Origin of the sequence: Desulfatibacillum alkenivorans DSM 16219, assembly GCF_900142135.1 — a bacterium.
Lineage (GTDB): Bacteria > Desulfobacterota > Desulfobacteria > Desulfobacterales > Desulfatibacillaceae > Desulfatibacillum > Desulfatibacillum alkenivorans.
On sequence record NZ_FQZU01000008.1, the window covers coordinates 183,974 to 210,925 of the forward strand.

The window sequence follows — 26,952 nt, forward strand, 5'->3', positions numbered from 1 at the left end:
GTTATGTTTGAATTTGCCTATCCATATTTTTTTCTGCTGCTCATCCCCATATTTTTGTGGGCCGGAGTCTCCCTGAAAAAAAGGCCTCCGGCGGTGACCTATTCCGAAGCCTCCCGTCTTGGGTGGATCGCCGGAAAAAATGCAGAGATACGGGCGCGCATCCCACTCCTGGTTAGGACGCTCGCCCTGGTCCTGCTGGTTGCAGCCGTCGCCCGGCCCCAGACCGTGGACGCTTCGCGGGAAATCAAAACCCCGGGCGTGGATATCATCCTGTGCCTGGACGCTTCCGAGTCCATGGCGCAGCCGGATTTCGCCATTGACGGCCAGCGGGTTAACCGTCTCACCGCCGTCAAAAAGGTTGTCCACGACTTTGTAAAACGCCGGGACACGGATCGAATCGGCCTGGTGGTGTTCGGCGATTACGCGTTCACCCAGGCGCCGTTGACTCTGGACAAGGGGCTTTTGCTCAATTTGATTGAAAACCTGAGAATCGGCATGGCGGGCCGTAAGACGGCCATCGGCGACGCCTTGGGCGTGGCCGGAAAACGCATCAAGGACATCCCCGCCATGTCCAAGGTGGTCATATTGTTGTCCGACGGCGAAAACACGGCCGGAGACATGACGCCCCAGTCCGCGGCTGAAGCCCTGGCCGCCCTGGGAATCAAGATATACACCATCGGCATGGGCACGCAGCAGGCCGGTTCCAAGGAACTGGCCCAGATCGCCGCCATTGGCCAGGGAAAATATTACCACGCTTCCAATACGGAGCAATTGGACTCCATCTATAAGGAAATCGACAAGGCCGAAAAAACCGAAGCCAAGGTGAAGGAATTCTTTCATTACAAAGAGCATTACCGCTGGTTCTTATTGGCCGCCCTGGCTTTGGTTCTTTTGGAGGCCGTCGGGTTGTTGGGGAGGGCCGTCCCATGACCTTTGATAAACTGTGGATATTAAATTTTTTGCTGGCCATTCCGTTGCTGGTGTTTTTGCAGATTCTGGCCAAACGGAGAAGAAGAAAAAGCCTGGCCGCTTATGCGGACGAACATTTGCTGCCGCGCCTGGCGCCCCTGGAATCCCGGGCCCGGGCCGTAGTGCGGGCGGTGATGTTCATCAGCGCAGTCGCTTTGATGATTTTCGCCCTGGCCGGCCCGCAATGGGGCGAGCATTACCAGGAGGTCTCCCGCAAAGGGGTGGACATCATGGTGTGCGTGGACATCTCCAACAGCATGATGGTGGAGGACGCCCAGCCGAATCGTCTGGAACGCGCCAAACGCGAGGTGGCGGACCTGATTCGCGTGGCCACCGGCGACAGGCTGGGGCTGGTCGCTTTTTCCGGTGTGGCCTTCACCCAGTGCCCCTTGACCCTGGATTACCAGGCCATTCAAATGTTCTTGGATCAACTGACCGTGGACTTGCTGCCCCTGCGATTCCAGGGCACCGACCTGGGCGCCGCCATAGAAATGGGCATGACCGCTTTTGATCCCAAGTCTTCCACGGATAAGGTCATCCTGCTCATCACGGACGGCGAAGACAACGAGGAAGCCGGGCTGAAAGCCGCGGAAAAAGCCGCTGATGAAGGCATTCGCATTTTCGTCCTCGGCATAGGAGATCCGGCCGGCGGCCCCGTGCCAAGCCTGGACGGCAGCGGCTTCGAAAAAGACGCCGACGGCAAAATCATCCTGTCCAAGCCGGACGAAAATACGCTGCAGGCCATTGCCAATGAAACCGGCGGCGATTACATTAGGTCCGAGGCCGGGGATTTTGACCTGGATCAGCTGTATTTCAACGGCATTAAAAAGAAAACCGAAGCCGAGATATTAAAAACCGGCAAAATAACCATCCGGGAAGAGCGTTTTTATCTCTTCCTGATAGCAGCGTGGGCGCTGCTGTTGATTGAAGGGGTGCTCCGTGAAAGAATTCTTGATATCCGCGCTTAGCCTGCTTTTGTGCGCTTCCCTCGCCTGGGGCGCCGCCGACGGCGAGGCCCTGTTCAAGGAGGGAAAGTATAAGGACGCGGCCCAGGCCTTCGCTGATAAGGACATGGAAAATCCTCAGGACGTCCGCTGGCGCTATAACCGGGGCGTGGCCTCGTACATGGCGGAAGACATGGAAGCCGCCCAATCCGCTTTCGCCAGCGCCGGCGTGCGCAGCAAGGATCCTGAAATCCAATTTCGGTCCGCCTATAACCTGGGCGCGACCCTGATGAAAGACGAGGACTATGAAAAGGCGGCCAAAGAGTTCCAAAAAGCCCTGGCTTTGAATCCCCAGGACGAAGACGCCAAGGAGAACTTGAAGCTCGCCTTGTGGCGCCAGGCGCAGGTCCAGCAGCAACAGAATCAGGAACAGCAAGGAGATCAGCAGGGAGACCAGCAACAGCAGCAGGACGGCCGGCAGGGCGATCAAAACGGACAGGGCCAGGACTCTCAAAGCAAGGATAAACAGGACGGCAAGCAGCAGGGCGATCAGGACCAAAAGCAGTCGGGAGATCAGCAGCAAAAAAGCCAGGGCGAGGATCAGGAGCAAGGCCAGGATCAGCAGCAGCAACAGTCTGAAAGCGCTCAGGGGCGCCAGCAAGACCAGCAGGACGAACAATCCGCCGCCCAGGCCGGAGATGAGGAAAAACAGGATCAAGCCAACCTGGACGGCCGGATGCAGGCCCTGAACAAACCCGAGCAAGCCCCCCAGGATCAGGACGCCCAGGCAGCAATGTCCTCCATGGAAAAAAAGATGGCCGACACCCTGCTGGACAACGTGAAGGAAAACAGGGTATTCAGACCGGATAACAAAAGTGCGATCATAAGCGACGACCGCGCCAATTCAGGGAAACGATGGTAAAAAAGCCTGCAGCCATGAAATCATTACGGGAAAACATAGCAAACGCGTTTACAATCATGCCTATCTTGCTGATTCTCGCTTTTCTGCTGGCGCCCGGCTTGTGTATGGCGGACGTTTCCGTCTCCCTGGACGCCTCCCCGAACAGGGTGCAGACCGGGGACGTTTTTAACCTGTCCGTCACGGTTTCCGGGGCCGGGTCCGCGGATGACATCCAACTAAGGGGAACCAACGGGCTTGAAGTGGGCAGGCCCGGCCAGTCGTCCCGGACGAGCATCGTCAATGGGCGGATTGATCGCAGCATTACCTACACCTATGGAATCAGCGCCCCTAAAACCGGAACCTACACCTTGGGGCCGGCCATCGTAACCATTGGCGGCAAGCAGTATGGCAGCAACACGGCGCGGGTGACCGTGGACCCGTTGGGAGAAATCAAGGGCCGCGAAAACGACGCCATGTTTTTCACTGCGGAAGTTCTGCCCAAACAGGCCTATGCGGGCCAGGACATCCTTTGCCGCGTCCGGTTTTATTGGAGCATTCCGCTGCGGGACATCCAGTTTGAGGGCTTTCCCGATATTGAAAATCTGGAGTTTTCCCAAATCGGAGACTCCCGCCAATTTCAAAAGACCATTAACGGCAAAGCCTTCAATGTGGCCGAACTGGTGCATCAGGTCATTCCCTCCGCAACCGGCGATTATGAAATTCCTCCCCTGGCCGTCAAAGCCGAGGTGATCAAATCTTCCGGCAGGCCCTCGCGTTTTCCCAGGGGGTTTTTTGACGATCAGTTTTTCGGCAACGAACAAGTGGTTAAAACCCGGGTGTTGTCGGAACCGGTTTCGTTTTCGGTGAAAGCCTTGCCCACGGAAGGGGCGCCCGGCGGATTTAACGGACTCATCGGCCGATTTTCCATCCAAGCGGACCTGGACCCCAAAGAGGTGAAGGCCGGGGACTCGGCCACCCTCACCGTAACGCTGTCAGGCAGGGGAAACGTCCAATTGCTGCCGGACCTGGACTTGCCGCCTTTGCCCGGGGTGAAGGTGTATCCCAGTGATCCCCAATTGGAGGATAATCGGGACGGGCAGGGCCCCTTTGGAAAGAAAACCATGCAGTGGGCTTTGGTGCCCCAGACAGAGGGCGACGTGGCCGTTCCGGCTTTTTCCGTGCCCTATTTTAATACCGGTACCGGCAAGTACGAATACGCCAAAACCCGGGAGATAAACCTGCACGTTCTGCCCGGCGCCGTGCATGCAGCGCCTGCGCCGACCCAGGAAATGCAGGTGAACTCCGCTTCCAAGCATCGGGTGCAAATGCTTGGGGAGGACATCCTTAAAATTCATGAAACCCCCAAGGCCGTAGCGCCGGGCATGGGCCAGACCATGCCTGTGTGGTTGGGCGTTTTGATAATAGGCTTTCCCTTCCTCCCCTTGGCCGGCGCGTTGATTATTCGCAGCGGCGGAGAAAAACGCGCCCAACAGGCCGGGGTCAGGGCTTCCAAAAAAGCTTACGCGGCCTTTGCTAAGGCGGTAAGGGACCTGGGGGCGGATAAAAGCGTGGAAGCCTTCCGGGCTTTGCAGGAGTATCTCGCCCTGCGCCTTGGGCTGGAGGCCGCAACTCTCACCTCCCACGAGGCGGAGGAGAAAATGCTGGCCGCCGGCGTCGACCCCGAGTCCGCGTCCCGCTTGAAACAGGTTTTCTCCAGCCTGGAAACCTGCGTGTTCAGCCAATGCGGCAGCCAGTTCAGCCCGGAAGTCAGGCAAGAGCTTTTGGACGTCGTCAGGGCGGTGGATAAAAAGGTCAAGGTATGAAACGATTACTTGTCATAGCGGCTTTCATGGCATTGATGGCGCCGGCCCTGACCTGGGCGGGAGAGGCCGACCACGCCCTGTTTTACTCCGCCAACCAGGCGTACAAGGAAGGTAATTTTCAGGACGCGGCGTCCCGGTATGAAGAAATGATCGCCAAGTCGCCGGTGGGCGGCGGCGTGTATTTTAACCTGGGCAACGCGTTTTTAAAAATGGACCGGATCGGGCTGGCCATTCTCAATTATGAAAAAGCGAGGATTTTAACGCCCCGGGACCCGGACCTCCATTTTAACCTGGGGTTCGCCCAGGATAAAAGGCTGGATCAAATCGAGCAGGAAAACGCATTTTTCATGTCCGATCTTGTGCGCCGTTTTACGGGCATGGAAATTTTTTGGATAGTTGCGGTTCTCAATCTCTTCTTGTGCTTCTTTTACATTGTGCGGCTGTTCAAACCCGCTGAGTGGAACTTTTACGTGGTCATGGCTGTGGGCCTCATCTGGCTCACGGCGGTTTTCTTTGGAATTGCAAAATGGTATGATGCCTCCCAGGATCATCGCGCGGTGGTGATCGCAGATAAGATAGACGTGCGGGCGGGCCCGGGAGACAATGACACCTTGTTGTTCCAACTCCACGACGGGTCCCCCGTCGTTTTGGAAAGGCGGGAGGGCGATTGGAGCCTTGTGCGCTTTTCCCAGGAAAAACGGGGCTGGACCCCCAACAAAGGCATTGCGGCTATCCGTCCGCTCCGTAACGAGCCGGCCGGACAAAATACAGAGGCATAATTGAAAGAAGACAAGATTATCGTCAGGGGCGCCAGAGTCCACAACCTGAAAAACGTCAATGTGGACATCCCCAAGAACCAACTGGTGGTCGTCACCGGTTTGTCCGGTTCGGGAAAATCCACCCTGGCTTTCGACACCCTATACGCCGAGGGGCAGCGCCGTTACGTGGAGTCCCTTTCCGCTTACGCCCGGCAGTTTTTGGAGCGCATGGACAAGCCGGACGTAGACACCATCGAAGGCCTTTCTCCGGCCATCGCCATTGAGCAGAAAACCGGATCCCACAACCCCCGAAGCACCGTGGGCACGGTCACGGAAATTTACGACTACCTGCGCCTGCTTTACGCCCGGGTGGGCCAGCCCCATTGCTACAAGTGCGGCCGCCCCATCACTTCCCAAAGCATCGACCAGATTATGGACCAGATCATGGAGCTTCCCGAAGGAACCAGAGCCATGATTCTGGCGCCCTTGGTTTCCGGCCAAAAAGGGACCTTTGAAAAGCTGTTCACCCAACTGACCAAGCAGGGATTCGCCCGGGTGCAGGTGGACGGCGAGATCTACGAGCTGGAGGAAATCCGGCCCCTGGAAAAAAACAAGAAGCACACCATATCGGTTGTTGTGGACCGCCTGGTCATCAAGGAAGGCGTGGAAAATCGCCTGGCCGACTCCGTGGAGCTGGCCCTCAGCCAGGGCGAGGGATTCGCCACCGTGCATCCCATCGGGGAGGATCCCATCCTGTTCTCCGAGCACTCCGCGTGCATCCAATGCAATATCAGTTATCCGGAGTTCACCCCGGCCAGCTTCTCCTTTAACTCGCCCCAGGGGGCCTGCCCCAAATGTGACGGCCTGGGCTCCACCATGGAATTCGACCCGGAACTGCTCATTCCCAACCACGAACTCAGCCTGCGGGAGGGCGCCGTGGCGGTTTGGGCCAATCGCAGTTCCGTGCATTTTTTCGAGTTTTTGGACGCCCTCACCTCCAATTACGGGGTGGACATCTACACGCCCTACAAGGACCTGGACCCGAAGTTTAAAAAGGTCCTGATGAACGGCTCAAAAACGCCTATTAATTTCTACTTTGAACGCAAAGGGCAGCGCTACGTCTACACCAAGCCTTACGAGGGCCTGGTGCCCAACCTGATTCGAAGATACAGGGAAACCACCTCCCAGCAAATCCGGGAGGAGATCGAACGCTTCATGGCCTTTAAGCCGTGCAGCGAATGCAACGGCGCCAGGCTCAAGCTGGAAAGCCGCAATGTGCGTGTGGGCGACCAGGCGATTTTTGAAGTCACGGCCCTTTCCGTCAAAAAAGCCCTGGTCTTTTTCCGGGACCTGAAAATGGGCAAAAGGGATCAGGACATATCCCGCCGCATCCTTAAGGAAATCAACGAACGCCTGGGATTTTTGGCCAACGTGGGCCTGGACTACCTGACCCTGGACCGCACCGCCGCCACCCTTTCCGGCGGCGAGGCCCAGCGCATACGCCTGGCCACCCAGATCGGCTCCAAGCTCACCGGCGTCCTGTACGTCCTGGACGAGCCCAGCATCGGCCTGCACCAGCGCGATAACATGCGCCTTCTGAACACCCTGTGCCACATGCGCGACATCGGCAATACGGTCCTGGTTGTGGAGCACGACGCCGACACCATGCTGGCGGCCGACCACATTATTGACATGGGGCCTGGGGCGGGCATGCGCGGCGGCGAGGTGGTCTTCTCCGGCAATGCAGAAGAATTGCTCAAGGACGACTGCCTGACCGGCCAATATCTTTCCGGAAAAAAGCGCATTGAACTGCCCGAATCCCGCAGATCCCCCAAAAACGGCAAACTGGTCATCCGGGGCGCCAACGCAAACAACCTGAAGAACATCGACGTGGAATTCCCCCTGTCCCGGCTCATTTGCGTCACCGGCGTTTCCGGCTCGGGCAAGTCCACCCTGGTCATCGAAACCCTGTATAAAGGCCTGACCCAGCACCTCAACAGAACCCGCATCCAGGCCGGAGAGCATAGGGAAATGGAAGGCCTGCACCTGGTGGACAAGGTCATCCACATCGATCAGGCGCCCATAGGCAGGACTCCGCGGTCCAACCCCGCCACCTACACCGGAGTGTTCACCCATATCCGGGAGCTTTTTTCCAAAACCCAGGATTCCCGCGTGCGAGGATACAAGCCCGGCCGTTTTTCCTTTAACGTAAAAGGCGGAAGGTGCGAGGCCTGCGCCGGCGACGGCATCATCAAGATCGAAATGCACTTTTTGCCAGACGTGTATGTGGCCTGCGACGTTTGCCACGGAAAGCGATACAACCGGGAAACCCTGGAAATTCTGTACAAAGGCAAGAACATCACCCAGGTGCTGGACATGACCGTGAATCAGGCCCGGGAGTTTTTCGACAAGATCGGCAGCATCCGCACCAAGCTCCAGACCTTAATTGACGTGGGCCTGGGCTACATCAAAATGGGGCAGGCCGCCACCACCCTGTCCGGCGGCGAGGCCCAGCGCATCAAGCTGGCAAGGGAGCTTTCCAAACGCGGCACGGGCCGGACCATATACATCCTGGACGAGCCCACCACCGGCCTGCATTTCGCCGACATCCAAAAATTGTTGAACGTATTGAATCGTCTGGTGGATAACGGAAACACTGTGGTGGTCATCGAGCATAACCTGGACGTGATCAAGTCGGCCGACCATGTCATCGACCTGGGGCCCGAAGGCGGCGACAACGGCGGCTCCATTGTAGGGGTGGGATCTCCCGAAGAACTGGCCGCCAATGCCCGATCCTATACCGGCCAGTTTTTGGATAACATCCTCAAAGCGGAAAGAACATAACAAGCGCTGTAAGAGAACAGGCGTCAGGCTGGAAAAGCCCGGCGCCTGAATATCGGGGACATGAACTGATTTCCGCAAGACCTGAAACAGCGCGGGAAAAGACGGTGGAAATCAGTATCGCGTCCCCCGGAAATCCTTCCTTTTAGTCTTCTTCGTCGTCGTACTCGTCATCCTCTTCGTACTCATAGTCCTCATAATCCCTGCCCACGAGAACCGTGTCGATCACGCCGTCCAGCACGTAGAACTGGAGGTTGACGTCATAAAAGGAATAGGCGTCCTCCTCGCCCTCGTCGGTTTCGATTTTTTCGACGTCGTCGGGCGCCATTTCAAGGACCTCAAGAGCTTCGTCAGGAGGAAGGCCGATCAGGTTGGCGTTGTTGTAGAAGAAGTTGGACGAGACGATGACGCTTTCCAGCAACCCGTCCTCAAAGTAAAATCGTGCGTCTTCGTCGCCCGGCATGCCGTAGGTTTCCCAATCTTCATCCTCTTCCACCTCGTCGGGAATCGGAAACAGGGAAAACTTTGACGCGTACTTTTCCACCGGTTCGTTGAACACGAAAGGCCCGATGCCTTCCAGCGGAGTCCATTCATAAATGATTTGGCTGCTTCCCATAATGCCTCGCAAAGTTTGGGTTAGGCGATAAACTGACGGCGACCGTCAAACGGCCGAAGAATATTCCTTTTTACTCCCCAAATAAACCCATTTGTATGGGGGCGGGCTTTTTTTTGCGTTTAAAGGGCTTTTTCAAGTCTTTCATTTCCTCTTTGATGCGTGCGAGGAAAGGACTCGGATCTTGGGAGATAACCTTGCCGAACATACGGCGCCGCTTGGCGTAGGTCAGCCACAAGCGCCTTTGGGCGCGGGTGAGGGCCACATAGAACAGACGCAATTCCTCTTCCGGGTCGGACTCCTTGCCTTCCCGGAAATAGGGGATCAGGCCGTCTTCGCAGCCGGTTACGAACACCCCGCGGAACTCCAGGCCCTTGGCCGCGTGCATGGTCATGAGGGAAACCCTGTCCGCCTCCGGCTCCAGGGTGTCAGCGTCGCTGGCCAGATTCACCATGTCGCAGAACTTGCCCAAATCGCCGTTAAAATCCTGGGCCATGTCCAGAATGCAAGCGCTGGCGGTGCGGCCGTTGCCGCTCCGGGTGTACAACGGCTCCAGGGGGATGGTGTACATCAGGTGCTCCAGGGCTTCCGGAAGAGGGGCGTCCAGGATTTTTTTCCGGGCTTCCGCAATGGTCTTCCAAACCGTATGGAGCTTGATCTGCTGCGAGTTGGAAAGCCCGGGCAAAGGCAGCCTGCGGGCTGTTTCCAGGGCTTCGATCAGGCTTTTTCCCTGCGACTCCCCCCAGGAGCGCAGAGTTTCGATGGTTTTATCCCCAATGCCCCGTTTGGGGAAGTTCATGATGCGTAACAGGTCCAGGTCGGTCCCGGTTTGATTAATCAGCCGGATATAGGATAAAAGCTCCTCCACGCCCGGATGGTCCGCCAACCGTTTTTTGTCCACCACCTGGTAAGGAATGCCCGAACGGTCCAGGGCCTCCATCATAGGCGGAAGCTGGATGCGGGTGCGAAACAGAACGGCGAAGTCGCCGAAGCTCCAATCCTCGGAGCCTGCGTCCATGTCCGTTCGTCCTGAATCCAGGGAAAAATGGCTGACTCCGCCCACCATGCTTTCCATGATGTGCACAATGGCTTCGGATTCCGCGGCCGAGGTGGGCGTGTCAATAACCATAATTTGATCCGCGCCCACAATGCCGGAATGCAGCCCGAAATCCTGCCCCGGCTCGCCCATGACCTGGCCGGCGACTTTCAGCACCGTTTCCGTGGAGCGGTAATTGGTGGAAAGCTCGATGATTCGCGCCTGGGGATAATCCTCCCCGAACCGGTTGAAAAAGCCCGCGTCCGAGCCCCGAAAACCGTAAATGGCCTGATCCGGGTCACCGATTACGGTCAAGTCGGCCTCCGGCGGGCAAAGAAGCCGCAACAGCCGGTATTGGACGTGGTTGACGTCCTGGAACTCGTCCACGCACACATGGGGGAAGCGTTTTTGCAAGGATTCGCGATACAGGGAATCCGCCTCGATAGCCCGGACCGCCTTGTACATGAGGTCGTCAAAATCCAAAAGCCCCAGCCCGGAGATCGTGGTCTGATAAGCTGCGTAAGCCTCTTGCATGGCCCCGGCCTTGTTTTCCAAATCCTGAAATTCCGCCGAGGAGGGGGACGCCATTTGCTGCTTGGCTAAAGAAATATGCAGGGAAGCAAGCTCCGGCTTGATCTTTTTTATCCCGGCCTCTTTTAAGGCCTTTTTGATGTAAAAAAGCCGGTCCTTCTCGCCCAAAACGCTTATGGCGCGCCCTTCCGCCTCGGCAAGCTCCCGCAGCAAGGTCAGGCAAAAGGCGTGGAAGGTGGCGACAAAAACCTTGCCGCCGTTTTCGCCCAGCATGTCTTTCAGCCGATGGGCCATTTCTCGGGCTGCCTGATTGGTGAAGGTGATGGCCAGGATGGATTCGGGCGCCGCGCCGGATTTTTCAACCAATCGGGCGATCCGGTGGGTCAGGGTCCGGGTTTTTCCCGTGCCCGGCCCGGCCTTGATAAGCAGGGGCGAGCCTTCATGATTGACCGCGCTTTCCTGGACCGCGTTCAGGGCGAAGGGCTTGGGCGCCGGTCTTTCCTTGGGCGTTTGATTGCGGACGGCCAGAGAAAGAAGCTCCTTGGGCTCCAGGTCGTTTTCCGTAGAAACTTCCTCTTCCGGTTCCCGTGGATATTCCTCAATTTCCTGGGGGGCGTCGAAAAGTCCGGCCTGCTCAACCGCCGGTTCATTTTCTACGGACTTTTTTTTTCCGGTTATGGCTTTTTTTTTCGGCTTGGGAATGTCGAACAGGGCCTGTTGCCCTAAAAGCCCTTCCCGCTCCTGGGCGTCAAAGACCGCCACGGTCCCGTACTCGCCGTCAAAGCCGCCCTTGAGGACGATGCTTCCGGACCGCATGCGGCTGACAGCTTCGGCCAGCAGCGGCAGGGGGGACTTCTCCAATTCCTCGGGCGAGGCGTCCTTGATGACGTAAAGCTCAGGCCCGACAGCCTTGAGGGTTTCGTCATAGGCCGTCTTGACCTTTTTACTGGCTGGCCCCACGCCCAGAATGTTGGACAGAATGTCCACCAGCGGAACCAGGCTGTAAAAGGGGTGGCGGCGCTCGGGCAGTTGACCCTCTTCGCGATCCGCCAGGGCTTCCACACGATGCAAAACGCCCAGGGTCAGGGGCTTGCCGCAGACCGGGCACAGGCATCCGTTGGCCAGGCTTTCAGGAGGCGTCAGGCAAACGTTGCATTTGCGATGCCCGTCCAGGTGGTATTTCCCTTCTTCCGGAAAAAACTCAATGGTGCCCAGAAAATCCTCGCCGGTTTTCAAAGCCCTGCTCATGGCGGGAAACGAAAGCTCCGCGCCGAACAGGTTGGCCTCCCTGGCCAGTTTGGACGGCGAGTGGGCGTCGGAATTTGACACCAGAGTTCTGCCGTCCAGATCCGAAACCCGCCAGTTCATGGGCGGGTCGGACGAAAGCCCGGTTTCCAGGGCGTAGATGTGGGGCGAAAGGTCTTCAAAGCATTCTTCAATGGAGTCAAAACCCGACTTGGAGCCCAAAAGGGAGAACCACGGCGTCCAGATATGAGCCGGGATGAAAAGCCCGTCAGGATCGAACTCCAGCATGTATTCCAGCAGGATTTTGGCGTCCAGGCCCAGGATGGGCCTGCCGTCGGATTTGATGTTGCCAATGGAGTCCAGCTTTTCGTTGAACTTGGCGGCCTTGTCCAGGTCCGGCATCAGGATGACGTTATGATTCTTCCTCGTGGCGTCGTTTTTTTTGTAGATGTTGCTGATTTCCGCACTGAGGATAAAACGCACCTCTCCTTTGCAGGATGCGGGAACTTGTGCGTCTATGGGCGCCGCCAGTTCCGGCTTGAGCTTGAACAGTCCGGGCTCGGCGGGCTCCAGCTTCTCCCGGATTTCCGCAAACCAGGCGGGATGGGTGAAATCCCCGGTCCCCACCACGGTCAGGCCTTTTAATTGCGCCCAATAATGCAGGTTTTCCAGGTTCAGGTCCCGGGCCGTCGCCCGGGAGTAGCAAGAGTGGATGTGGAAGTCAGCGGCGAATGGCATGAACGGAAATCCGTGTTTGGGTTATTTTCTTTGGCTCATAAAATCCTTGAGTGTGATTTTATCATAGGATTTTGAGCCCAAATACTCCAGCATGACCATAAATTGCTCCGGCGGCATGAATCCGGGGCTGATCGCCAGGCCGGAGTTGGTGGACAAAGGCGCCAGGCCGTCGTTGGAAAACCCGTTGGCCGGAAATCCCCTGACGTAAAATTTGGAGGCCATTTTTTTGGCGGCGTCGCTTTTTTCCGGATTCAGCCTGACGGATAAAAAATTGTCGTTCAGGTATTTAACGACTTTAGGATCCTTGAAGGTGCTGGCGTCCATTTTTTTGCAGTAGCCGCACCAGTCCGTATAAAAATGCAGATAAACCAGCTTATCCCCGTTTTTTACGCTGTCCTGGGCCGCCTCCAAGGTGGTCCAGTTAATGGTGGAGGCGCTCAGGCCTGTACTCGCCATGGCAAGGCATAAGGCCAGGGCCAGAATAATGGTTTTCACTGGTTTCATGTCTTGTCTCCTTTAAATCCAGTCCAGAATAAGTGCAACCCCCAGCAGAAACATAACGCCTCCCGCCGTGGGCATAATAAAGCGCATATATTTTTTGGCCTTGGCCAGAAATTCCAGCAACAGATTCACAAAAATCGCCAGAATCAAAAAGGGCGCCGCCAGCCCAATGGAATACACCGCCAGCAATGCTCCGCCCCGTATGGCCGTTTCCTGGTTGGCGGCCATCATGAGCACGCTCATTATAAACGGCCCCATGCACGGCGTCCAGCCCGCGCCAAAGGCCATTCCCACCATGAACATGCCTATCATGCTGGCGGGCCTCTCTGCGAAGTGAAAACGCTTCTCAACGTCCAGGGCCTTAATGTGGAAAAGCCCCATGACATGCAGGGCCAGAATAATCACCACAATGCCGCCGGCGATCCGGATGGTCGCCATATGCTCCAGCAGCAGGGCGCCCAAAGCCGAGGTGGTCATGCCAAAGGCCGTGAACACAAAGGAAAACCCGGCGCAAAAAAGGATGGTGGATAAAATCAGACGCCTGCGGATTTTCTTCTGGACGGCCTCAGGCTCCGGACCGGGAGGGGCGCCCTCCCTGTCGTGGAAAACCAGGTCCTTGCGCTCTTTTCCACCGGGCCTATCCACCAATTGGTCCAGCGAAGCCCCTGCCAGAAAGGCGAAATAAGCAGGCACCAGGGGCAGCACGCAGGGGGAGAAAAAGGAAAGCAGGCCCTGGATCAGGGCGGCGAAGAAACTGACATCAGTTTGAAACATGATTACGCTCTCAGAATCGGTCAGATGATATGGGGAATAATCTTCTTGCCCCGGCCGGTTCCCTACCCAAGCTCCTCGCCGCGCTTTTTAGCGGCCAGCATGCCCTTGACAATAGCCTCCAGCACCTTGTTTTCATGGAAAACAGTTAGGGCCGCAGCCGTTGTGCCGCCTTTGGAGGTCACTTTTTTCCGCAACAGGCCGGGCGCCTCGCCCGTTTCCTCCATAAGCAGGGCCGCGCCTTTAATGGTCTGGATGGCCATTGCAAGCGCTTTATCCTCAGGCAGACCCGCTTCAACGCCTCCCCGGACCATGGCTTCAGCCAAATAAAACACGTAAGCCGGGCCCGAACCGGAAAGGGCGGTCACGCCGTTGATGTCCTTTTCGTCGAACCACAAGGCCTTGCCCGCCGCGTCCATAATCGTCTGGGCGGTTAGCCGGTCTTCTTCGGCAGTGTATGCATTGGCCGCCATGCCGGCCATGCCCTGGCCCACTAAAGCCGGGGTGTTGGGCATCACCCGGACGATGGGCAGCCTGGATTTGGCATCTTCGTCCAATCCTGTATAAAGGATGTCCTCCATTTTGGCGCAGCCCACGCCGGCTGCAATGGAAATAATCAGCTTACGGCCTTCTCCGGGGAATTCGGGAGATGCTGCCAGGTTTTCCAATACTTCAGGAAGAAACTGGGGCTTGACAGCCAGCACCACGGCATTGGATTTGGCGAAAACCTGGGCGTTATCCTGGGTGGTTGTCACGCCGAACTCCTTTTCCGCAAGTTCCAGGCGCTCCACTGCAATGTCCGAGGCGATGATATTTTTTGGGGGAAGAACCTCAGACTTGACCAATGCGCCGATTATGGCCCAGGCCATGTTTCCTGCCCCTATAAAGCCGATAGATAGGTTTTTATTCATACTGGCGTTTGTTTCTCCTGTCTTTTTAAGCATTGCTGTCAATAAGCATCCCTATAGAGGTAAACACCCTTGCTCTCTTTGTCAACGATAATGGCTTTTTCCATAGCTCATACCCATTGACTTTTATGGAAAAATTGTGGCAAAATTCCATTCATGAAAGACGTTTCCATTCAAGTAAAAGCCGGCTATAAAGTAACCCTGGTAGGCCTGATTGCCAACGTGGCGCTCACGATTCTTAAGCTTACCCTCGGCGTGGTGGGGCGCAGCCAGGCCCTTATTGCGGACGCGGTTCACTCGGTATCCGATCTTTTTTCCGATTTTGTGGTTATTCTGGGCCTCCATTTCGGCCGAAAAACCGCCGACGACCGCCATCATTTCGGCCACGGACGCCTGGAAACCATGGCCACGACGGTGGTCAGCATCTTTCTGGCGGCGGCGGGCGTTGGAATCGGGGTGGACGCAGGCCGGGCGATTTATTTTCACACCACCTGTCCTCCTTCCTGGATTGCCCTGATCGGCGCCGGCCTTTCCATTTTGGTTAAAGAACTCCTTTACCGTTACACCGCCCATGTGGGCAATAAAATCAAAAGCAAGGTGGTCGTAGCCAACGCCTGGCATCACAGATCCGACGCCTGGTCATCCGTCGCGGTATTCGCGGGCGTGGCCGGCGCCCAGTTTCACCCGGACCTTGCCGTTCTTGACTCTTACGCCGCCCTCCTGGTTTCCTTTGTGGTCCTTATGGTGGGCGTCAAAATGTTCTGGGAAGCGATCAAGGAGCTGACCGACGCCGCCCCGGACCCGGACACCCTGGATAAAATCAACGGCTGCATTTGCGCCGTGCCCGGAGTTCAAGACGTGCATGACCTGAAAGTCCGCACCTCAGCCGATATGCTCCAAATGCAGGTCCACATCGTGGTGGACGGAAACCTGAGCGTCCGCCAGGGCCACAGCATCGCCAAAGAGGTGGAAAAATGCCTTTTTGACGAAATCAGAGAAGTGGTGGACGTGGTGGTTCACGTGGACCCGGCCGACGATTAACGGCTTAGGCCTTCACATGAATAACTCCGGCTCCGCCATGGAAATCCGGGTTAAGGCGAAGTCGTAGCGCACCGGATCTTCCGGACAGATCTCGCCAAAGGCCCTGGAAGCCTCCAGAGCCGTCTTCAAGTCGTTTTGCTTTCTGCTCGTCAACTTTAAAGAACGGCATATCCTGCCCATATGCACGTCCATGGGGACGATCAACTGTCTGGGATGCACGCAGGTCCACCCTCCGGGGTCCACGTCGTCTTTTCGCACAATCCAGCGTAAAAACAAATTCATGCGCTTGCATGCACTGCCCTTGGATGGATCCGGGACCAAATGCCCGGCGCCTTCCAAACCCGCTTTCATCATGAGGTCGTAAAACGCCGCCATGGAGGGCATGACATGCTCATGATCCGGACTCGCGCCCTGGGCGTAGGCTCGCTCCAGGGAGCCGTAATCCTGGTTCAGGCGTTTAACGGCCCTGAACAAAGCGGCAAGATGATCCGCTTTGCAAAATCGGTGGCAAAAGCCCTCAAAAAGGCAGGGAAGGGCGCTCTGGCTGCATGCGGCCAGAAATTCGGCCGGGCGGGGGCCTAGTAGGTCCAGAACCAGGGATATGCTCCGGCGGATGAGCGCAACTCGTCCGTACGCCAGGGAGGCGGCAAGCAGCGCCACAATTTCCCGGTCGCGAAGGTCTGGGAAAAAATGGACGAATTCTAAGGGATCGGTGGAAAGATATTCAGGACGGTTATACTTTTTGTAGGCGGATTCTAAGGTCTTCTTGTCGCTTTTCAAAATGTCTCCTGGACCCGCTGCAGACCGGACACGTCCAATCTTTTTCCAAATCCTGAAATGCGGTCCCGGGCGGAGTCTGGCTCTCCCGGTCTCCTTTGTGCGGATCGTACACGTAGCCGCATACCTCGCAAAGGTACTGGTCCATTCAGGTTCCTCCCCCTTCATGGCTGGTTCATTGTGGGTTCTGAGCTAAACGGCTTTGGTGGCCCTGCAATTCTGGCACAACCCTGTCAATTCCAAACGGTATCCGGAAATGTCAAATCCTTCTATGGCTTCAGAGGGGATTTTAGGCATCGGAAACGCCTTGGCAGGTATGTCAATCACCGAACCGCACATGGCGCAGCGGGCATGATGATGCTCGCTTGTGTCGCCGTCGTACCTGCGCTGCGTGCCGGAAACTTCCAGTTTCAGCACCTCTCCCGCTGCAGAGAGGGTCTCCAGGTTCCGGTACACGGTCGCCAGGCTGATTCGGGGTAGACGCTTACGGACCATCTCGTAAACCTGATCCGCCGTGGGGTGGCTCGTAACCTTTCTGAGCTCTTCAAGGATAACCTTGCGTTGCCGCGTCATCCTGAATTGCTGTTTGTCGGATTCCATATTCATCATCTCTCACCGCAGGCAGTATTAATTCCTATTTGTATATTAGTCAAGACTTTTTGCACCACTCGTTGTGTGAAATAGAATACACCGTATAATCAAGCGGCTTGACCAAAAAAACAAGCGCCGGCGTGAGAAAATAATGGTCTAATATGGAAATTCAAGGTAAGAAAACGCCCGGAGGCGGTTTTTCCTCCGGGCGTTGAACTTGATTGCTCACTTAAAAGTCGGCCTTGCATTGGGTGAAGTCGACGGGCTTGTTGCACTTCTTGCAAGTACGGGGTTTGTCGAATTCGTCGGAAAAAATTTCCATTTCCTCCCCGCATTCAGGGCACTTGCAGGTAAAGGACTTCAGGTCTTTGTTCGCCTCAAAACCAGGACAATGTTGGGGTGTGTTGGACATAGAAGCCTCCTTTCTTAGGTGAATGTGCGGGGCGGTGAACAGTCGATGCACGCCGCCCATGATATTAACGACTTATGTGTCAGAATAAGCCAAGCAAAGCTTGTGTTTGAAATTAGAATCCCATATATTTATGTTTTAGATCCCGGCAAGCAATTTGGCCGCGTCCGAAAAACAGGAGACTTAAAAATGGACAATTGGCAATACCAGGACCCTTTCCCTTTGACACAAGATAATACCGTTTTTAAAAAAATCACGTCAGATTTTGTTTCCACAACGAAATTTGAAGGCAAAACCGTTGTTAAAGTTGAGCCCGAGGGCCTGAAATTGTTGGCGAAACAGGCTTTTCGGGACGTCTCCCACCTTTTGCGCACCGCCCATTTGGAGCAGCAAGCGGCCATACTGGAAGACCCCGAAGCCTCGGACAACGATAAATACGTGGCCTTTGAAATGCTGCGCAACGCGGCCATCGCCGCCGAAGGCGTCTTTCCCACCTGCCAGGATACGGGCACGGCCATTGTCATGGGCAAAAAAGGCCAGGCCGTCTGGACTGACGGCTCCGACGCTGCGGCCCTTTCCGCCGGCATCCGGGAAGCCTACCTGGAAAACAACCTGCGCTATTCCCAAAATGCGCCGTTGACCATGTTCCAGGAGGTCAACACCAAGTGCAATCTCCCGGCTCAGATTGACATTCTGTCCACGCCGGGCGACCAGTACAGCTTTTTGTTCATGGCCAAAGGCGGCGGCTCGGCCAATAAAACCTATCTTTTCCAGGAAACCAAGGCCGTTCTGAACGAAAAATCCATGCTGGCCTTTATGCTGGAAAAAATGGTCAGCCTGGGCACGGCCGCGTGCCCGCCGTATCACCTGGCCTTTGTGGTGGGCGGAACCTCCGCCGAAGCCAACCTCAAGACCGTCAAACTGGCCACCGCTAAATATTACGACAATCTACCCGTTCAGGGCAATGATTCCGGTCAGGCTTTTCGCGATGTGGAACTGGAAGCCAAACTTTTGAAGGCGTCCCAGGATCTTGGCATTGGCGCCCAGTTCGGCGGAAAGTACTTCTGCCTGGACGTCCGGGTCATCCGCCTGCCCAGGCACGGGGCTTCCTGCCCCGTGGGCATCGGCGTCAGCTGCAGCGCGGACCGGAACATAAAAGCCAAGATCAACGCGGACGGCATCTTTCTGGAGCAGTTGGAGGAAAATCCCCAACGCTTCCTGCCCGAAAGCCTCCAATCCTCAACCGAACCCGTGCAGATCGACCTGAACATGCCCATGGACGAAATTAGGGCCATCCTGACCAAATACCCCGTGGCCACCCGGGTCATGCTGAACGGCGACATTGTCGTGGCCAGGGACATCGCCCACGCCAAACTCAAGGAGCGCCTGGACAGCGGCGAAGGCATGCCCGGCTATTTCAAGAATCACCCGGTCTATTACGCCGGCCCCGCCAAAACGCCCGAAGGCTATGCCTGCGGCTCCTGCGGCCCCACCGCCTCGGGCCGCATGGACCCCTACGTGCCCATCTTCCAGGCCGAAGGCGGCTCCATGGTCATGCTGGGCAAGGGCAACCGCACCAAGGTCGTCACCGACGCCTGCAAAAAATTCGGCGGCTTTTACCTGGGCTCCATCGGAGGCCCGGCCGCCAGATTGGGCAAGGAATGCATTACGGCCTTGAAGGTTTTGGAATATCCCGAATTGGGCATGGAAGCCATTCAGCTTATGACGGTCAGGGACTTCCCCGCCTTTATCATCGTGGACGACAAGGGCAACGACTTTTTCTCCGACCTCACGGACCGTTACCAGGCCCTGCGCAAAAAAATGAACCTGGACTGATTCTCAGCCGGGATTCCATCAAGCAAAAAACGCCCGGCAGGCTTAGGCCCGCCGGGCGTTTTTCATCACGCGGTTTCGGCGCGCTATCCAACCTACGTATTGTCCATAAAAATAGTAGGTTGGGTAGAGCATGCAGAACTTTTTCTACAAAGGCTGTTCATTTCTCGGCGGAAATAATGATCAAAGCCAAAAACATAGGTGCGAAACCCAACAAATGGTTTTCCGTCCCCAAAACCTTCTTCCACAATTTATCCGCCCTTGACGATCTTGCGCCCCAACTCCCGGGCCTGGTCCATGGCGTCTTCGTGCTCCAGAACCGCGCCTTTGTCTTCCACCCGCCTGAAAAAGATGCCGCCGCCGTATTCCATGTCCATGGCGTCGTAAAAATATTTGCAGGTCAGCTCGCACCCTTCAAAAAGGTTTTTGCCACGGGTGGCGCCCACGCCAATGGCGTAGCCTGTCCCGCTTTCATAGGGCGCGGACGGCCCCTGGCCCTTTTTCAGCAGCCTGTCGGACCACATGGCCTGGGTGCGATCGATAATGGCCTTCAGTTGGGCCGGGAAATTATAGAAAAAAATGGGCCCGGCGGTCACAATGGCGTCCGCTTCCTTTAAAATAGGATAAAGATCCTGCATCTCGTCCTTGACCACGCATTTGCCGGTTTTATCGCATCCGCCGCACTCGCGGCAGCCTGATATTTTATAGTCGCGGGCGTAAATCGCCTGGGTTTCCGCCCCAGCCTCCCTGGCCGCTTCGAGCAGCGCGTCAAGCAAGAGATCGCTGTTTCCGCCCTTTCTGGGACTGCCGTATATTCCTAAAATTTTCATGATTCCGCCTCCGTATAAGAGTATTCAAGATTGAGTATTATTGACATTATAAGAATTCAAGGACCCACGTCAACAAGGCTTCTTATTTGCATGTTCGGTAAAAGAGGTTATATTTAATCAAATCGCGTCCCGAGAGAATAAAAACGCCGGGGCCATGAAAGGAAAATAAAAGGCCCATGTTTCCTATTCGAGACACCATCCCTTCCAACACTGTGCCGGTTGTTAACAACCTGATCATTGCCGTAAACGTTTTGGTTTTTTTGATGCAGTTGAGCTACGGCGAGGCTTCGTCTCAATTCCTTTTCCATTTCGGGCTCATTCCGGCCAGGTTGACCGTGGAGCAGTACTCCGTTCATTTCACTTTATCTCAAAAGGCTTTCTGGTTGATCTCTTATATGTTCCTCCACGGCGGTTTCATGCATATTTTGGGGAACATGTGGATGTTGTACATCTTCGGGGATAACGTGGAAGACAGGCTGGGCCATTTCCGATACCTGGTGTTTTATCTGGCTTGCGGAGTTCTGGCCGCCATGGTTCATATTGTTTCGGACCCATACTCCAAGCTGCCCACCGTGGGCGCCAGCGGGGCCATCGCCGGAGTCATGGGCGCCTATTTTCTGCTTCATCCCCGGGCCAAGGTGCTGACCCTGATTCCCATCATAATCATTCCCCTGTTTTTTGAGATTCCGGCCTTTTTCTTTTTAGGCGTCTGGTTTTTCATGCAGTTTGTGAACGCCGCCGGATCGGCCTCCGAAGGCGTGGCATGGTGGGCGCACGTGGGCGGCTTTATTTTCGGCATGCTTTTGGTTCCTCTTTTTTCCACCGTTCCCCAGATAGGAGCGGACCGCGCCGTACGCAGCGTGACCCAGCGAAAACGTTCGCCCAGGCTTCAGGTGCTGCACCCGGAATCCGCGCCTTCCTCGGCGGATTTGCACGGCGTATTGTACATCACGCCTTCGGAATCTTTCCTGGGAGCGAAAAAACTGGTGAACATCCCTTGGGGATATGAAAAGCGGCTGTTCACCGTGGTCGTCCCGCCGGGCATGAATCCCGGCGCCAAGCTCCGTTTGAAAGGCCTTGGCAAAGCCCGGGCCGACGGAACCCGCGGCGATTTGTATTTGGAGATCGCCCTGAACAGAAGATCCCAGGAACGTCAATAATCCATGCCGTTCCCGGAAAAATGCATTCATATTTATGGCTCCATGTTATATACGGTAGAGCTGTTGCATCCGAATTTTCTTTCTTTGGCCTTGATATATGAAAAAATAATCCCGTATCAGCGCAGCCCATGGGCGGGATGAATCCCGCGCCTAAGTTTGGGCGGCCGGTGCGGTTAACGCCCCTTTTGAGGACAAGATGCCAATGGATCCCAACATCTTTTTGGAGCGCGTCCGCAAGGAATTGGAGAAATACGCCCCGATTCCCGACGACGAGTGGGATAAGACCGACCGCACGGCGTTCACGCCGGTCCGATACGAGAAGGGGGAGCATTTTCTCCGCATCGGGGACGTTCCGGACAAAATGGGCTTTATCTGGTCCGGCTTGTTTCGGATTTTCTGCATTACCGAACAGGGCGACGAGCGGATCATGGCTTTTAGGGGCGAAAACCGTTTTTTGTCCGCCTTCAGCCCTTTTTTGGAAAGCCAGCCCTCCTGGTACGGCATCCAGGCCCTGGAGCCCAGCATCTTACTTTGCTTTGACCTGCAGCAATACCAGCGCCTGATGGCCGGCCATCCCTGTTGGTGCCAGATCAGCCGCAAATATGTGGAAAACCTTTTTATCGAAAAAGAAAGGCGGGAACGGGATTTCCTGACCGAAAACGCCGAAACCCGGTACCTGAACTTCCTGCGGGAATATCCCGGCCTCGAAGACCGAGCCCCGCAATATCAGATCGCTTCCTACCTTGGAATCACCCCCGTGGCCTTAAGCCGCATCCGCAAAGCCCTTCGTAACAAAAATCAAATCTCTTAACCTATGTTAATGCCCTAAACCCTAACCTGACTTAAACTTCCCGAAAATAAAGCGCAACGCCGACTAATCTGGCGCCGCCTCTCGCGGCGGGCGAACGGTCGGCTTGATGACGGGAGGTTTTATGAAAAAGGCGTTTATCACCGGCGCAACCGGTTTTCTTGGGCTAAATCTTATCGAGGAGCTGAGCCGCCAGGATTGGGAACTCCATGCCCTGCATTTGCCGGGCGAGAACCTTGGGCAATTGTTACGGTTTCAGGTTCAAGCCATAGCCGGCGACATCCTTGATCCCGGATCCATCAAGAAGGCCATGCCGAAAAACGTGGACGCGGTTTTCCACTTGGCAGGAGACACCAGCACCTGGTCCAAAAACAATGAACGTCAATGGAAAATCAATGTTGACGGGACCATTAACGTCCTGAACGCGGCCATCGCCCAAAACGCAGGCCGGTTCATTTACACGTCGTCCATCTCAGCATTCGGCTTCCACAACGGCCCCATGTCGGAAGCCACCATCTCCACCGCCAAGGAATCCGGCGTGAATTACCATCTGAGCAAATATACCGCCGAACAGGAAATCAGGAAAAAAGCCGACGAAATCCGCTCGGTGATCCTCAATCCCTGCAACGTCATCGGTCCTTACGACCGGGTCAATTGGGCGCAGACGATCAAGGCCGTACATCAGGATCGCGTGCCCGGCTATCCCCCGGGGACAGGCACTTTCGCCCATGTCAGGGACATTGCCGCCGCCCATATAGCCGCAGCCGGGCATGAAAACCCGGAGATCCAATACGTTCTGGGCGGAACGCCTGCCGCGTTTGAACAGGTTTTCGCCGTGATTGAAAAAATTCTCGGAAAACCCCATTCGGGGAAGGTCATCTCAAAAAGCAAGCTCAAGGCGTTCATGTACCTGTTGCAAATCAAGTCGTGGTTCGATGGAAAAGAACCGCTGATCACCCTGGAAAAGTATAAGCGCCTGGTGGGAACCCAGTTGTGCCACGACCAGTTGGCCGTCCATGACCTGGGTCTGCAAAAGGCGCCTCTCGAAGAAATGTTCACCGACAGCTACCACTGGCTGCGGCAGGAAAACCTTTTGAACGATTAATGGAGGAAATCATGGATAATGAACCCAAGAACTTGAAAAAAGGCTGGGAGCTCATCGCCGAAGCCTTTGCCCAAAAGGGCGTGGAATACCTCTTTACCGTGCCGGGGGAAAGCATATCCCCCATTCAGCGCGCAGCCGAAGCCTCCGGCATCCCCATCGTCTCCGCCAGGCACGAGCAAGCCGCAACCTTCATGGCCGAAACCTACGGCCGCATGACAGGCAAGCCGGGCCTGGTTGCCGTCACTTTCGGCCCCGGATTCACCAACGCCTTATCGGCCATTCAAAACGCCAATCTGTCCAATTCGCCCCTGATCCTCATGGCCGGGGCCCACGGCGCAAAATCCCCGGATCGCCTGGGCCTCCAGGATATGAAGCAGGAGCCCATCATCGAATCCATCGTCAAAAAGTCCCTGGTATGCCGTCACACGGAACGCCTGCCGGATTACATCGACATGGCTTTTCGCTGCGCAGCAGGCGGCAGGCCCGGGCCTGTTTTTCTGGAACTGCCCATCGACGTGCTGGACGGCGCCGTGGAATCCGAAAACGCAGTGCGGCTGCACACCTCGGTGGAGTCGCGGCCCATCGATCCCAACGACGTGGTAAAAATGATGTCCCTTATCAAGGCGTCCCAAAAACCCGTCATCATGGCGGGCAGCGGGGCTTATTTCTCCCAGGCCGGACCGGAACTGACCGACTTCGTGGAAAAAGCCGGAATCCCCGTATTCACGGGAAAATTCGGCCGGGGAATCGTCTCCGACGCCCATCCCATGTGCTTTGAGTCCTCGGTGGGCCTAAGGCCGGGCGCGGCGGCCCTGGCCACCATCGATTCCGATTGCATCATCCTTTTAGGGAACCGCCTGTGTCTGTACAACGCCACCGGAGATTTATACCGCCGGGACGCAAAAATCATCCAGGTGGACATCGAACCTGAGGAAATCGGCCGGAATCGCTCCGTGGACGCGGCCATTTTCGGCGACATCAAAAGGCTGCTGCAAGGATGCAACCAATGGATTGACGCCCAGGGCGCTGGAGAATTTCTGCGGGAGCGTTTTACTCCCTGGGTCGCTCAATTGCAGGAAGAGAACGACAATAACAAGGAATTGTCCAAATTTCACTATACAAGCGATCAGGTCCCCATCCACCCAGCCAGACTGGCCAAGGAAATCGACCGGTTCATGGATAGGCCCGACGATATCATCGTTTATGACGGAGGAGATATGCCCACCTGGATGTTGTCCTATCGCACCTGCGTCGCCCCCTGGAATGAAATGGCCTCCGGCCTTTACGGCTGCCTGGGCTGCGGCCTGCCTTACGCCGCCGCGTCCAAGCTGATACGCCCCCAAAGCCGGGTCATGCTGTGCACCGGAGACGGGTCCATCGGCTTTAGCTTCATGGAACTGGAAACCTGCGTGCGGAAAGGCCTGTCCATCGTGGTCGTCATAGGCAACAACAACCTGTGGGGCATGACCGCCAACAGCATGAAGCTGAAATTCAAGCGCCACATCCCCGATACCGTGGAACTGAATTTCGTTCCATACCACAAGTTGATGGAAGCCATCGGCATTCAGGGATTTTTTGTGGAAAATCCTGCTGACATCGGCCCGGCCCTGGAAGCCGCGTTCGACGCTGGCGGCCCGGCCATCGTCAACGTCATGACCGATCCCGGCATCATGGGGCCAGGCTCCGCCGGACTGGCCATGATTGCCGGCAATGAATTCTAACCAAACATGAGGACGCCATGGACCATCGTGAAACGACGCATTTGAATGACGGCCGATTTTCGGCCTGGTACATCCTGATCATCTGCAGCCTCCTATACATGGTCAATTATATTGACCGCCAGGTTCTGTCGATCACGGTGGTCCATATTCAGGCGGAGCTGGGTCTGAACGACACCTTGATCGGAATCATCCAGACCGTATTTTTTATGAGCATGGCCGTGTTCGCCTTTCCGGCCGCCTATCTGGCCGATAGGTGGAGCCGGCCCAAGTGCGTGGCGATCATGGCCGTATTATGGAGCCTGTTCACCTTCATCACCGGCCTGGGGCGGAGCTTTTTGGGGGTACTTCTGCCCCGGGCCCTGGTGGGCGTGGGCGAAGCCGGCTTTACCTCCGGCGGCATTCCCCTCATCGCCTCGGCTTTTCCCGAAAAAGCGCGGGGCCTGGCCATGGGGATTTTCAACATGGCCATTCCCATCGGATCGGCAGTAGGCATGTTGTTGGGCGGCGTGATTGCCAGCACCTGGACCTGGCGAGCGGCCTTTTTTATATTCGCCGCGCCGGGCGTGCTCCTGGGATGTCTGGCTCTGTGGATGAAGGATTTTTCGAAACAAACCAAGATGGAAAAAACCGAGGATGACATCTCCTTTTTCAAGGCGGCGATTTCGTTATATCGCATACCGACCCTGCGCTGGCTTTACCTTGGGTTCGCCATGCAGAACATCACCCTGTTTTCCTTCCTGACCTGGACCCCGGCCTATGTCATGCGCGCCCACAATGTGGACGCCACAGCAGCAGGAATGAAGATCGGCCTCATCGCCATGATGGCCGTTCTGGGGTCGATCCTGGGAGGGATTGCGGCCGACGCCTGGCAAAAGCGCAACAAACGGGGCCGCATGCTCACGGCCTTCTGGGGGCTGGCGGCGGCGTCCGTCTTGCTGGTTCTTTCCCTAATGATGGAGTTGTCCGGGATCGGCTTTGTATTGGGCCTGATTTACGGCGCCGCCTCGGTGATCCCCCTGCCGGCCATCACGGCGGTCACCCAGGACGTGGCGCCTTCGCATCTGAAAAGCGTGTCCTGGGGCATGAACGCCTTTTGCTGCTACGTCCTGGGAGGCGCCTGGGCGCCCATGATCGTGGGGGGCATATCAGACGTGCTGGGCGGCGGCGCCTCCGGCCTGAAAATCGCCCTGCTCATTTCCACCCTGGGAGGCTTTCTGGGCGCGGCATGCTACTGGATCAGTTCCAAAACCTATCACGACGACCTGCAGCGCGCCGCAGAAGAGTAACCCTTGGAGATTTGTTTGGCAGGGGTGGCAATAATGTAGGATAGGTACATTTATGGTTACAAGGTTCGTAAAAATAGCCTGGAAAACGGCAACCGGTTTTTTCCCCCAATGAACTCAAATTCGCCGGTAAAGACCGTCATCCCCGCAAGGGCGATCCGCTTTTTATAGGATCGCCCGCAAGCGGGGACCCAGCGTCCTTTTGGTTTTAGCCGGACCTTAGCGTTTTATAATGGTCGGAGACTCTTCGCATTTGGATAGGCGCTGCTTGCCGCGCCCGCGTAGGGGCAGGGTTTCCCCGCCCGAATTTTCGCCCGTCATTCCCAAACGTCCCTGTCGGGAATCCAGCGCCCAATTTTTTACCCACGGAAGACACGGAAGACACGAAAATAAAAATTTGCGCGGCATCCGTTTTTTCTCATGGTTTGATATTTTTGTCGGGTCGCTTCGCATGGGAACCTATGAATCCGCATCAATCCCAAAGGATTGTACGCCCTGGATTTTAATACCTGTCTAACCGGCTCCGCATGACCCGACCTACAATTGTTGGATTTAATTGATGCCATTTCAGTGTGTTGTGCAGGTCGGGTTGCGCGGCGCTGTACAAGTGAACTTGAATCGTAAAAATGCTTTTTCGCCGCATTCGAATGTAAAAAAGAAAGAATACGCGCGCAGCAACCCGACGTCTTTAGTATGCGGAAATGGAGCCTTTTAAACACATTTGTTTCCGTGGTTAATATTCTTCGATCCCGTAACAAGGGTAGCCCAGACAGAGCAGTATCCTGCCTGGGTTGCAAAGCAACATGTTTTGCGGC

At 56.0% G+C, this 26,952-nt stretch carries 23 protein-coding genes; 13 read left to right on the forward strand and 10 right to left on the reverse strand.

Translation table 11 applies throughout. The annotated features are described in order from the left end of the window. Positions 1–3: 3 nt before the first annotated feature. From BUE18_RS09365 to uvrA, 6 genes are read left to right on the forward strand one after another with little or no spacing between them, the layout of a single operon-like run. Positions 4–930 (forward strand): VWA domain-containing protein, encoded by a 927-nt coding sequence (locus BUE18_RS09365; RefSeq protein ID WP_073475117.1) that lies wholly within the window; start codon positions 4–6, stop codon positions 928–930. Further along, positions 927–1,937, forward strand: coding sequence for a vWA domain-containing protein (locus BUE18_RS09370; protein ID WP_073475118.1), 1,011 nt, complete (start codon positions 927–929; stop codon positions 1,935–1,937). The genes BUE18_RS09365 and BUE18_RS09370 overlap by 4 nt, the downstream gene beginning before the upstream one ends. Continuing rightward, entirely contained in the window at positions 1,909–2,835 is a 927-nt protein-coding gene (locus tag BUE18_RS09375; RefSeq protein WP_073475119.1) for a tetratricopeptide repeat protein, read from the forward strand. The genes BUE18_RS09370 and BUE18_RS09375 overlap by 29 nt, the downstream gene beginning before the upstream one ends. Before the next feature lie 14 nt (positions 2,836–2,849). Then, on the forward strand, positions 2,850–4,637 hold the full coding sequence (locus BUE18_RS09380; RefSeq protein WP_170868312.1) for a BatD family protein: 1,788 nt from the start codon (positions 2,850–2,852) through the stop codon (positions 4,635–4,637). Next, positions 4,634–5,416, forward strand: a complete 783-nt coding sequence (locus BUE18_RS09385) for an SH3 domain-containing protein (RefSeq protein WP_073475121.1) — start codon at positions 4,634–4,636, stop codon at positions 5,414–5,416. Before BUE18_RS09380 ends, BUE18_RS09385 begins: the two co-directional genes overlap by 4 nt. Beyond that, positions 5,417–8,239 (forward strand): excinuclease ABC subunit UvrA, encoded by a 2,823-nt coding sequence (gene uvrA, locus BUE18_RS09390; protein ID WP_073475122.1) that lies wholly within the window; start codon positions 5,417–5,419, stop codon positions 8,237–8,239. It abuts the gene before it with no gap. 142 nt (positions 8,240–8,381) lie between these two features. Here uvrA and BUE18_RS09395 read toward each other — a convergent pair whose 3' ends face one another. The 5 genes from BUE18_RS09395 to proC all read right to left on the reverse strand — a co-directional run bounded on the left by BUE18_RS09395 (position 8,382) and on the right by proC (position 14,582). After that, positions 8,382–8,852 (reverse strand): hypothetical protein, encoded by a 471-nt coding sequence (locus BUE18_RS09395; RefSeq protein WP_073475123.1) that lies wholly within the window; start codon positions 8,850–8,852, stop codon positions 8,382–8,384. Between the two features lie 70 nt (positions 8,853–8,922). Continuing rightward, positions 8,923–12,399, reverse strand: a complete 3,477-nt coding sequence (locus BUE18_RS09400; RefSeq protein ID WP_073475124.1) for a UvrD-helicase domain-containing protein — start codon at positions 12,397–12,399, stop codon at positions 8,923–8,925. A gap of 21 nt (positions 12,400–12,420) precedes the next feature. Continuing rightward, complete coding sequence (locus tag BUE18_RS09405) at positions 12,421–12,903, reverse strand: thioredoxin family protein (protein WP_073475125.1); 483 nt, start codon at positions 12,901–12,903, stop codon at positions 12,421–12,423. A gap of 12 nt (positions 12,904–12,915) precedes the next feature. After that, on the reverse strand, positions 12,916–13,674 hold the full coding sequence (locus BUE18_RS09410) for a cytochrome c biogenesis CcdA family protein (RefSeq protein WP_073475126.1): 759 nt from the start codon (positions 13,672–13,674) through the stop codon (positions 12,916–12,918). Positions 13,675–13,736: 62 nt separating this feature from the next. Next, on the reverse strand, positions 13,737–14,582 hold the full coding sequence (gene proC, locus BUE18_RS09415) for a pyrroline-5-carboxylate reductase (protein WP_073475127.1): 846 nt from the start codon (positions 14,580–14,582) through the stop codon (positions 13,737–13,739). A 153-nt stretch (positions 14,583–14,735) separates the two neighbouring features. Between proC and BUE18_RS09420 the strand changes: the two genes are divergently transcribed. Next, the gene (locus tag BUE18_RS09420) at positions 14,736–15,620 is read left to right on the forward strand and encodes a cation diffusion facilitator family transporter (protein ID WP_073475128.1); all 885 of its coding nucleotides are present in this window, start codon (positions 14,736–14,738) and stop codon (positions 15,618–15,620) included. A 12-nt stretch (positions 15,621–15,632) separates the two neighbouring features. Here BUE18_RS09420 and BUE18_RS09425 read toward each other — a convergent pair whose 3' ends face one another. The 4 genes from BUE18_RS09425 to BUE18_RS09440 form a co-directional block, all read right to left on the reverse strand. Next, positions 15,633–16,400, reverse strand: coding sequence for a TIGR02757 family protein (locus BUE18_RS09425; RefSeq protein ID WP_073475129.1), 768 nt, complete (start codon positions 16,398–16,400; stop codon positions 15,633–15,635). After that, positions 16,354–16,545, reverse strand: a complete 192-nt coding sequence (locus BUE18_RS27885; RefSeq protein WP_073475130.1) for a rubredoxin — start codon at positions 16,543–16,545, stop codon at positions 16,354–16,356. The genes BUE18_RS09425 and BUE18_RS27885 overlap by 47 nt, the downstream gene beginning before the upstream one ends. Before the next feature lie 44 nt (positions 16,546–16,589). Continuing rightward, entirely contained in the window at positions 16,590–16,997 is a 408-nt protein-coding gene (locus BUE18_RS09435; protein ID WP_073475151.1) for a Fur family transcriptional regulator, read from the reverse strand. A gap of 220 nt (positions 16,998–17,217) precedes the next feature. Continuing rightward, entirely contained in the window at positions 17,218–17,400 is a 183-nt protein-coding gene (locus BUE18_RS09440) for a hypothetical protein (protein ID WP_073475131.1), read from the reverse strand. 186 nt (positions 17,401–17,586) lie between these two features. On the opposite strand from BUE18_RS09440, the gene BUE18_RS09445 reads away from it, so the two are divergent. After that, a complete protein-coding gene (locus BUE18_RS09445) occupies positions 17,587–19,233 on the forward strand; it encodes a fumarate hydratase (protein WP_073475132.1) in 1,647 nt (548 codons plus the stop codon). 248 nt (positions 19,234–19,481) lie between these two features. Here the strand turns inward: BUE18_RS09445 and BUE18_RS09450 are convergent, their stop codons facing one another. Further along, positions 19,482–20,060 (reverse strand): flavodoxin family protein, encoded by a 579-nt coding sequence (locus BUE18_RS09450; protein ID WP_073475133.1) that lies wholly within the window; start codon positions 20,058–20,060, stop codon positions 19,482–19,484. Between the two features lie 176 nt (positions 20,061–20,236). Between BUE18_RS09450 and BUE18_RS09455 the strand changes: the two genes are divergently transcribed. The 5 genes from BUE18_RS09455 to BUE18_RS09475 all read left to right on the forward strand — a co-directional run bounded on the left by BUE18_RS09455 (position 20,237) and on the right by BUE18_RS09475 (position 26,140). Further along, positions 20,237–21,220 carry a rhomboid family intramembrane serine protease gene (locus BUE18_RS09455; RefSeq protein ID WP_073475134.1) on the forward strand — a complete coding sequence of 328 codons (984 nt, stop codon included), beginning with the start codon at positions 20,237–20,239 and terminating at the stop codon, positions 21,218–21,220. Positions 21,221–21,422: 202 nt separating this feature from the next. After that, positions 21,423–22,031: a Crp/Fnr family transcriptional regulator gene (locus BUE18_RS09460; protein WP_073475135.1), complete on the forward strand. Its 609-nt coding sequence runs from the start codon at positions 21,423–21,425 to the stop codon at positions 22,029–22,031. Between the two features lie 121 nt (positions 22,032–22,152). Then, positions 22,153–23,133, forward strand: a complete 981-nt coding sequence (locus BUE18_RS09465) for an NAD-dependent epimerase/dehydratase family protein (RefSeq protein ID WP_073475136.1) — start codon at positions 22,153–22,155, stop codon at positions 23,131–23,133. Positions 23,134–23,144: 11 nt separating this feature from the next. After that, the gene (locus tag BUE18_RS09470; protein WP_170868313.1) at positions 23,145–24,854 is read left to right on the forward strand and encodes a thiamine pyrophosphate-binding protein; all 1,710 of its coding nucleotides are present in this window, start codon (positions 23,145–23,147) and stop codon (positions 24,852–24,854) included. A 17-nt stretch (positions 24,855–24,871) separates the two neighbouring features. Then, positions 24,872–26,140 carry a spinster family MFS transporter gene (locus tag BUE18_RS09475; RefSeq protein ID WP_073475137.1) on the forward strand — a complete coding sequence of 423 codons (1,269 nt, stop codon included), beginning with the start codon at positions 24,872–24,874 and terminating at the stop codon, positions 26,138–26,140. Positions 26,141–26,952: the final 812 nt, after the last annotated feature.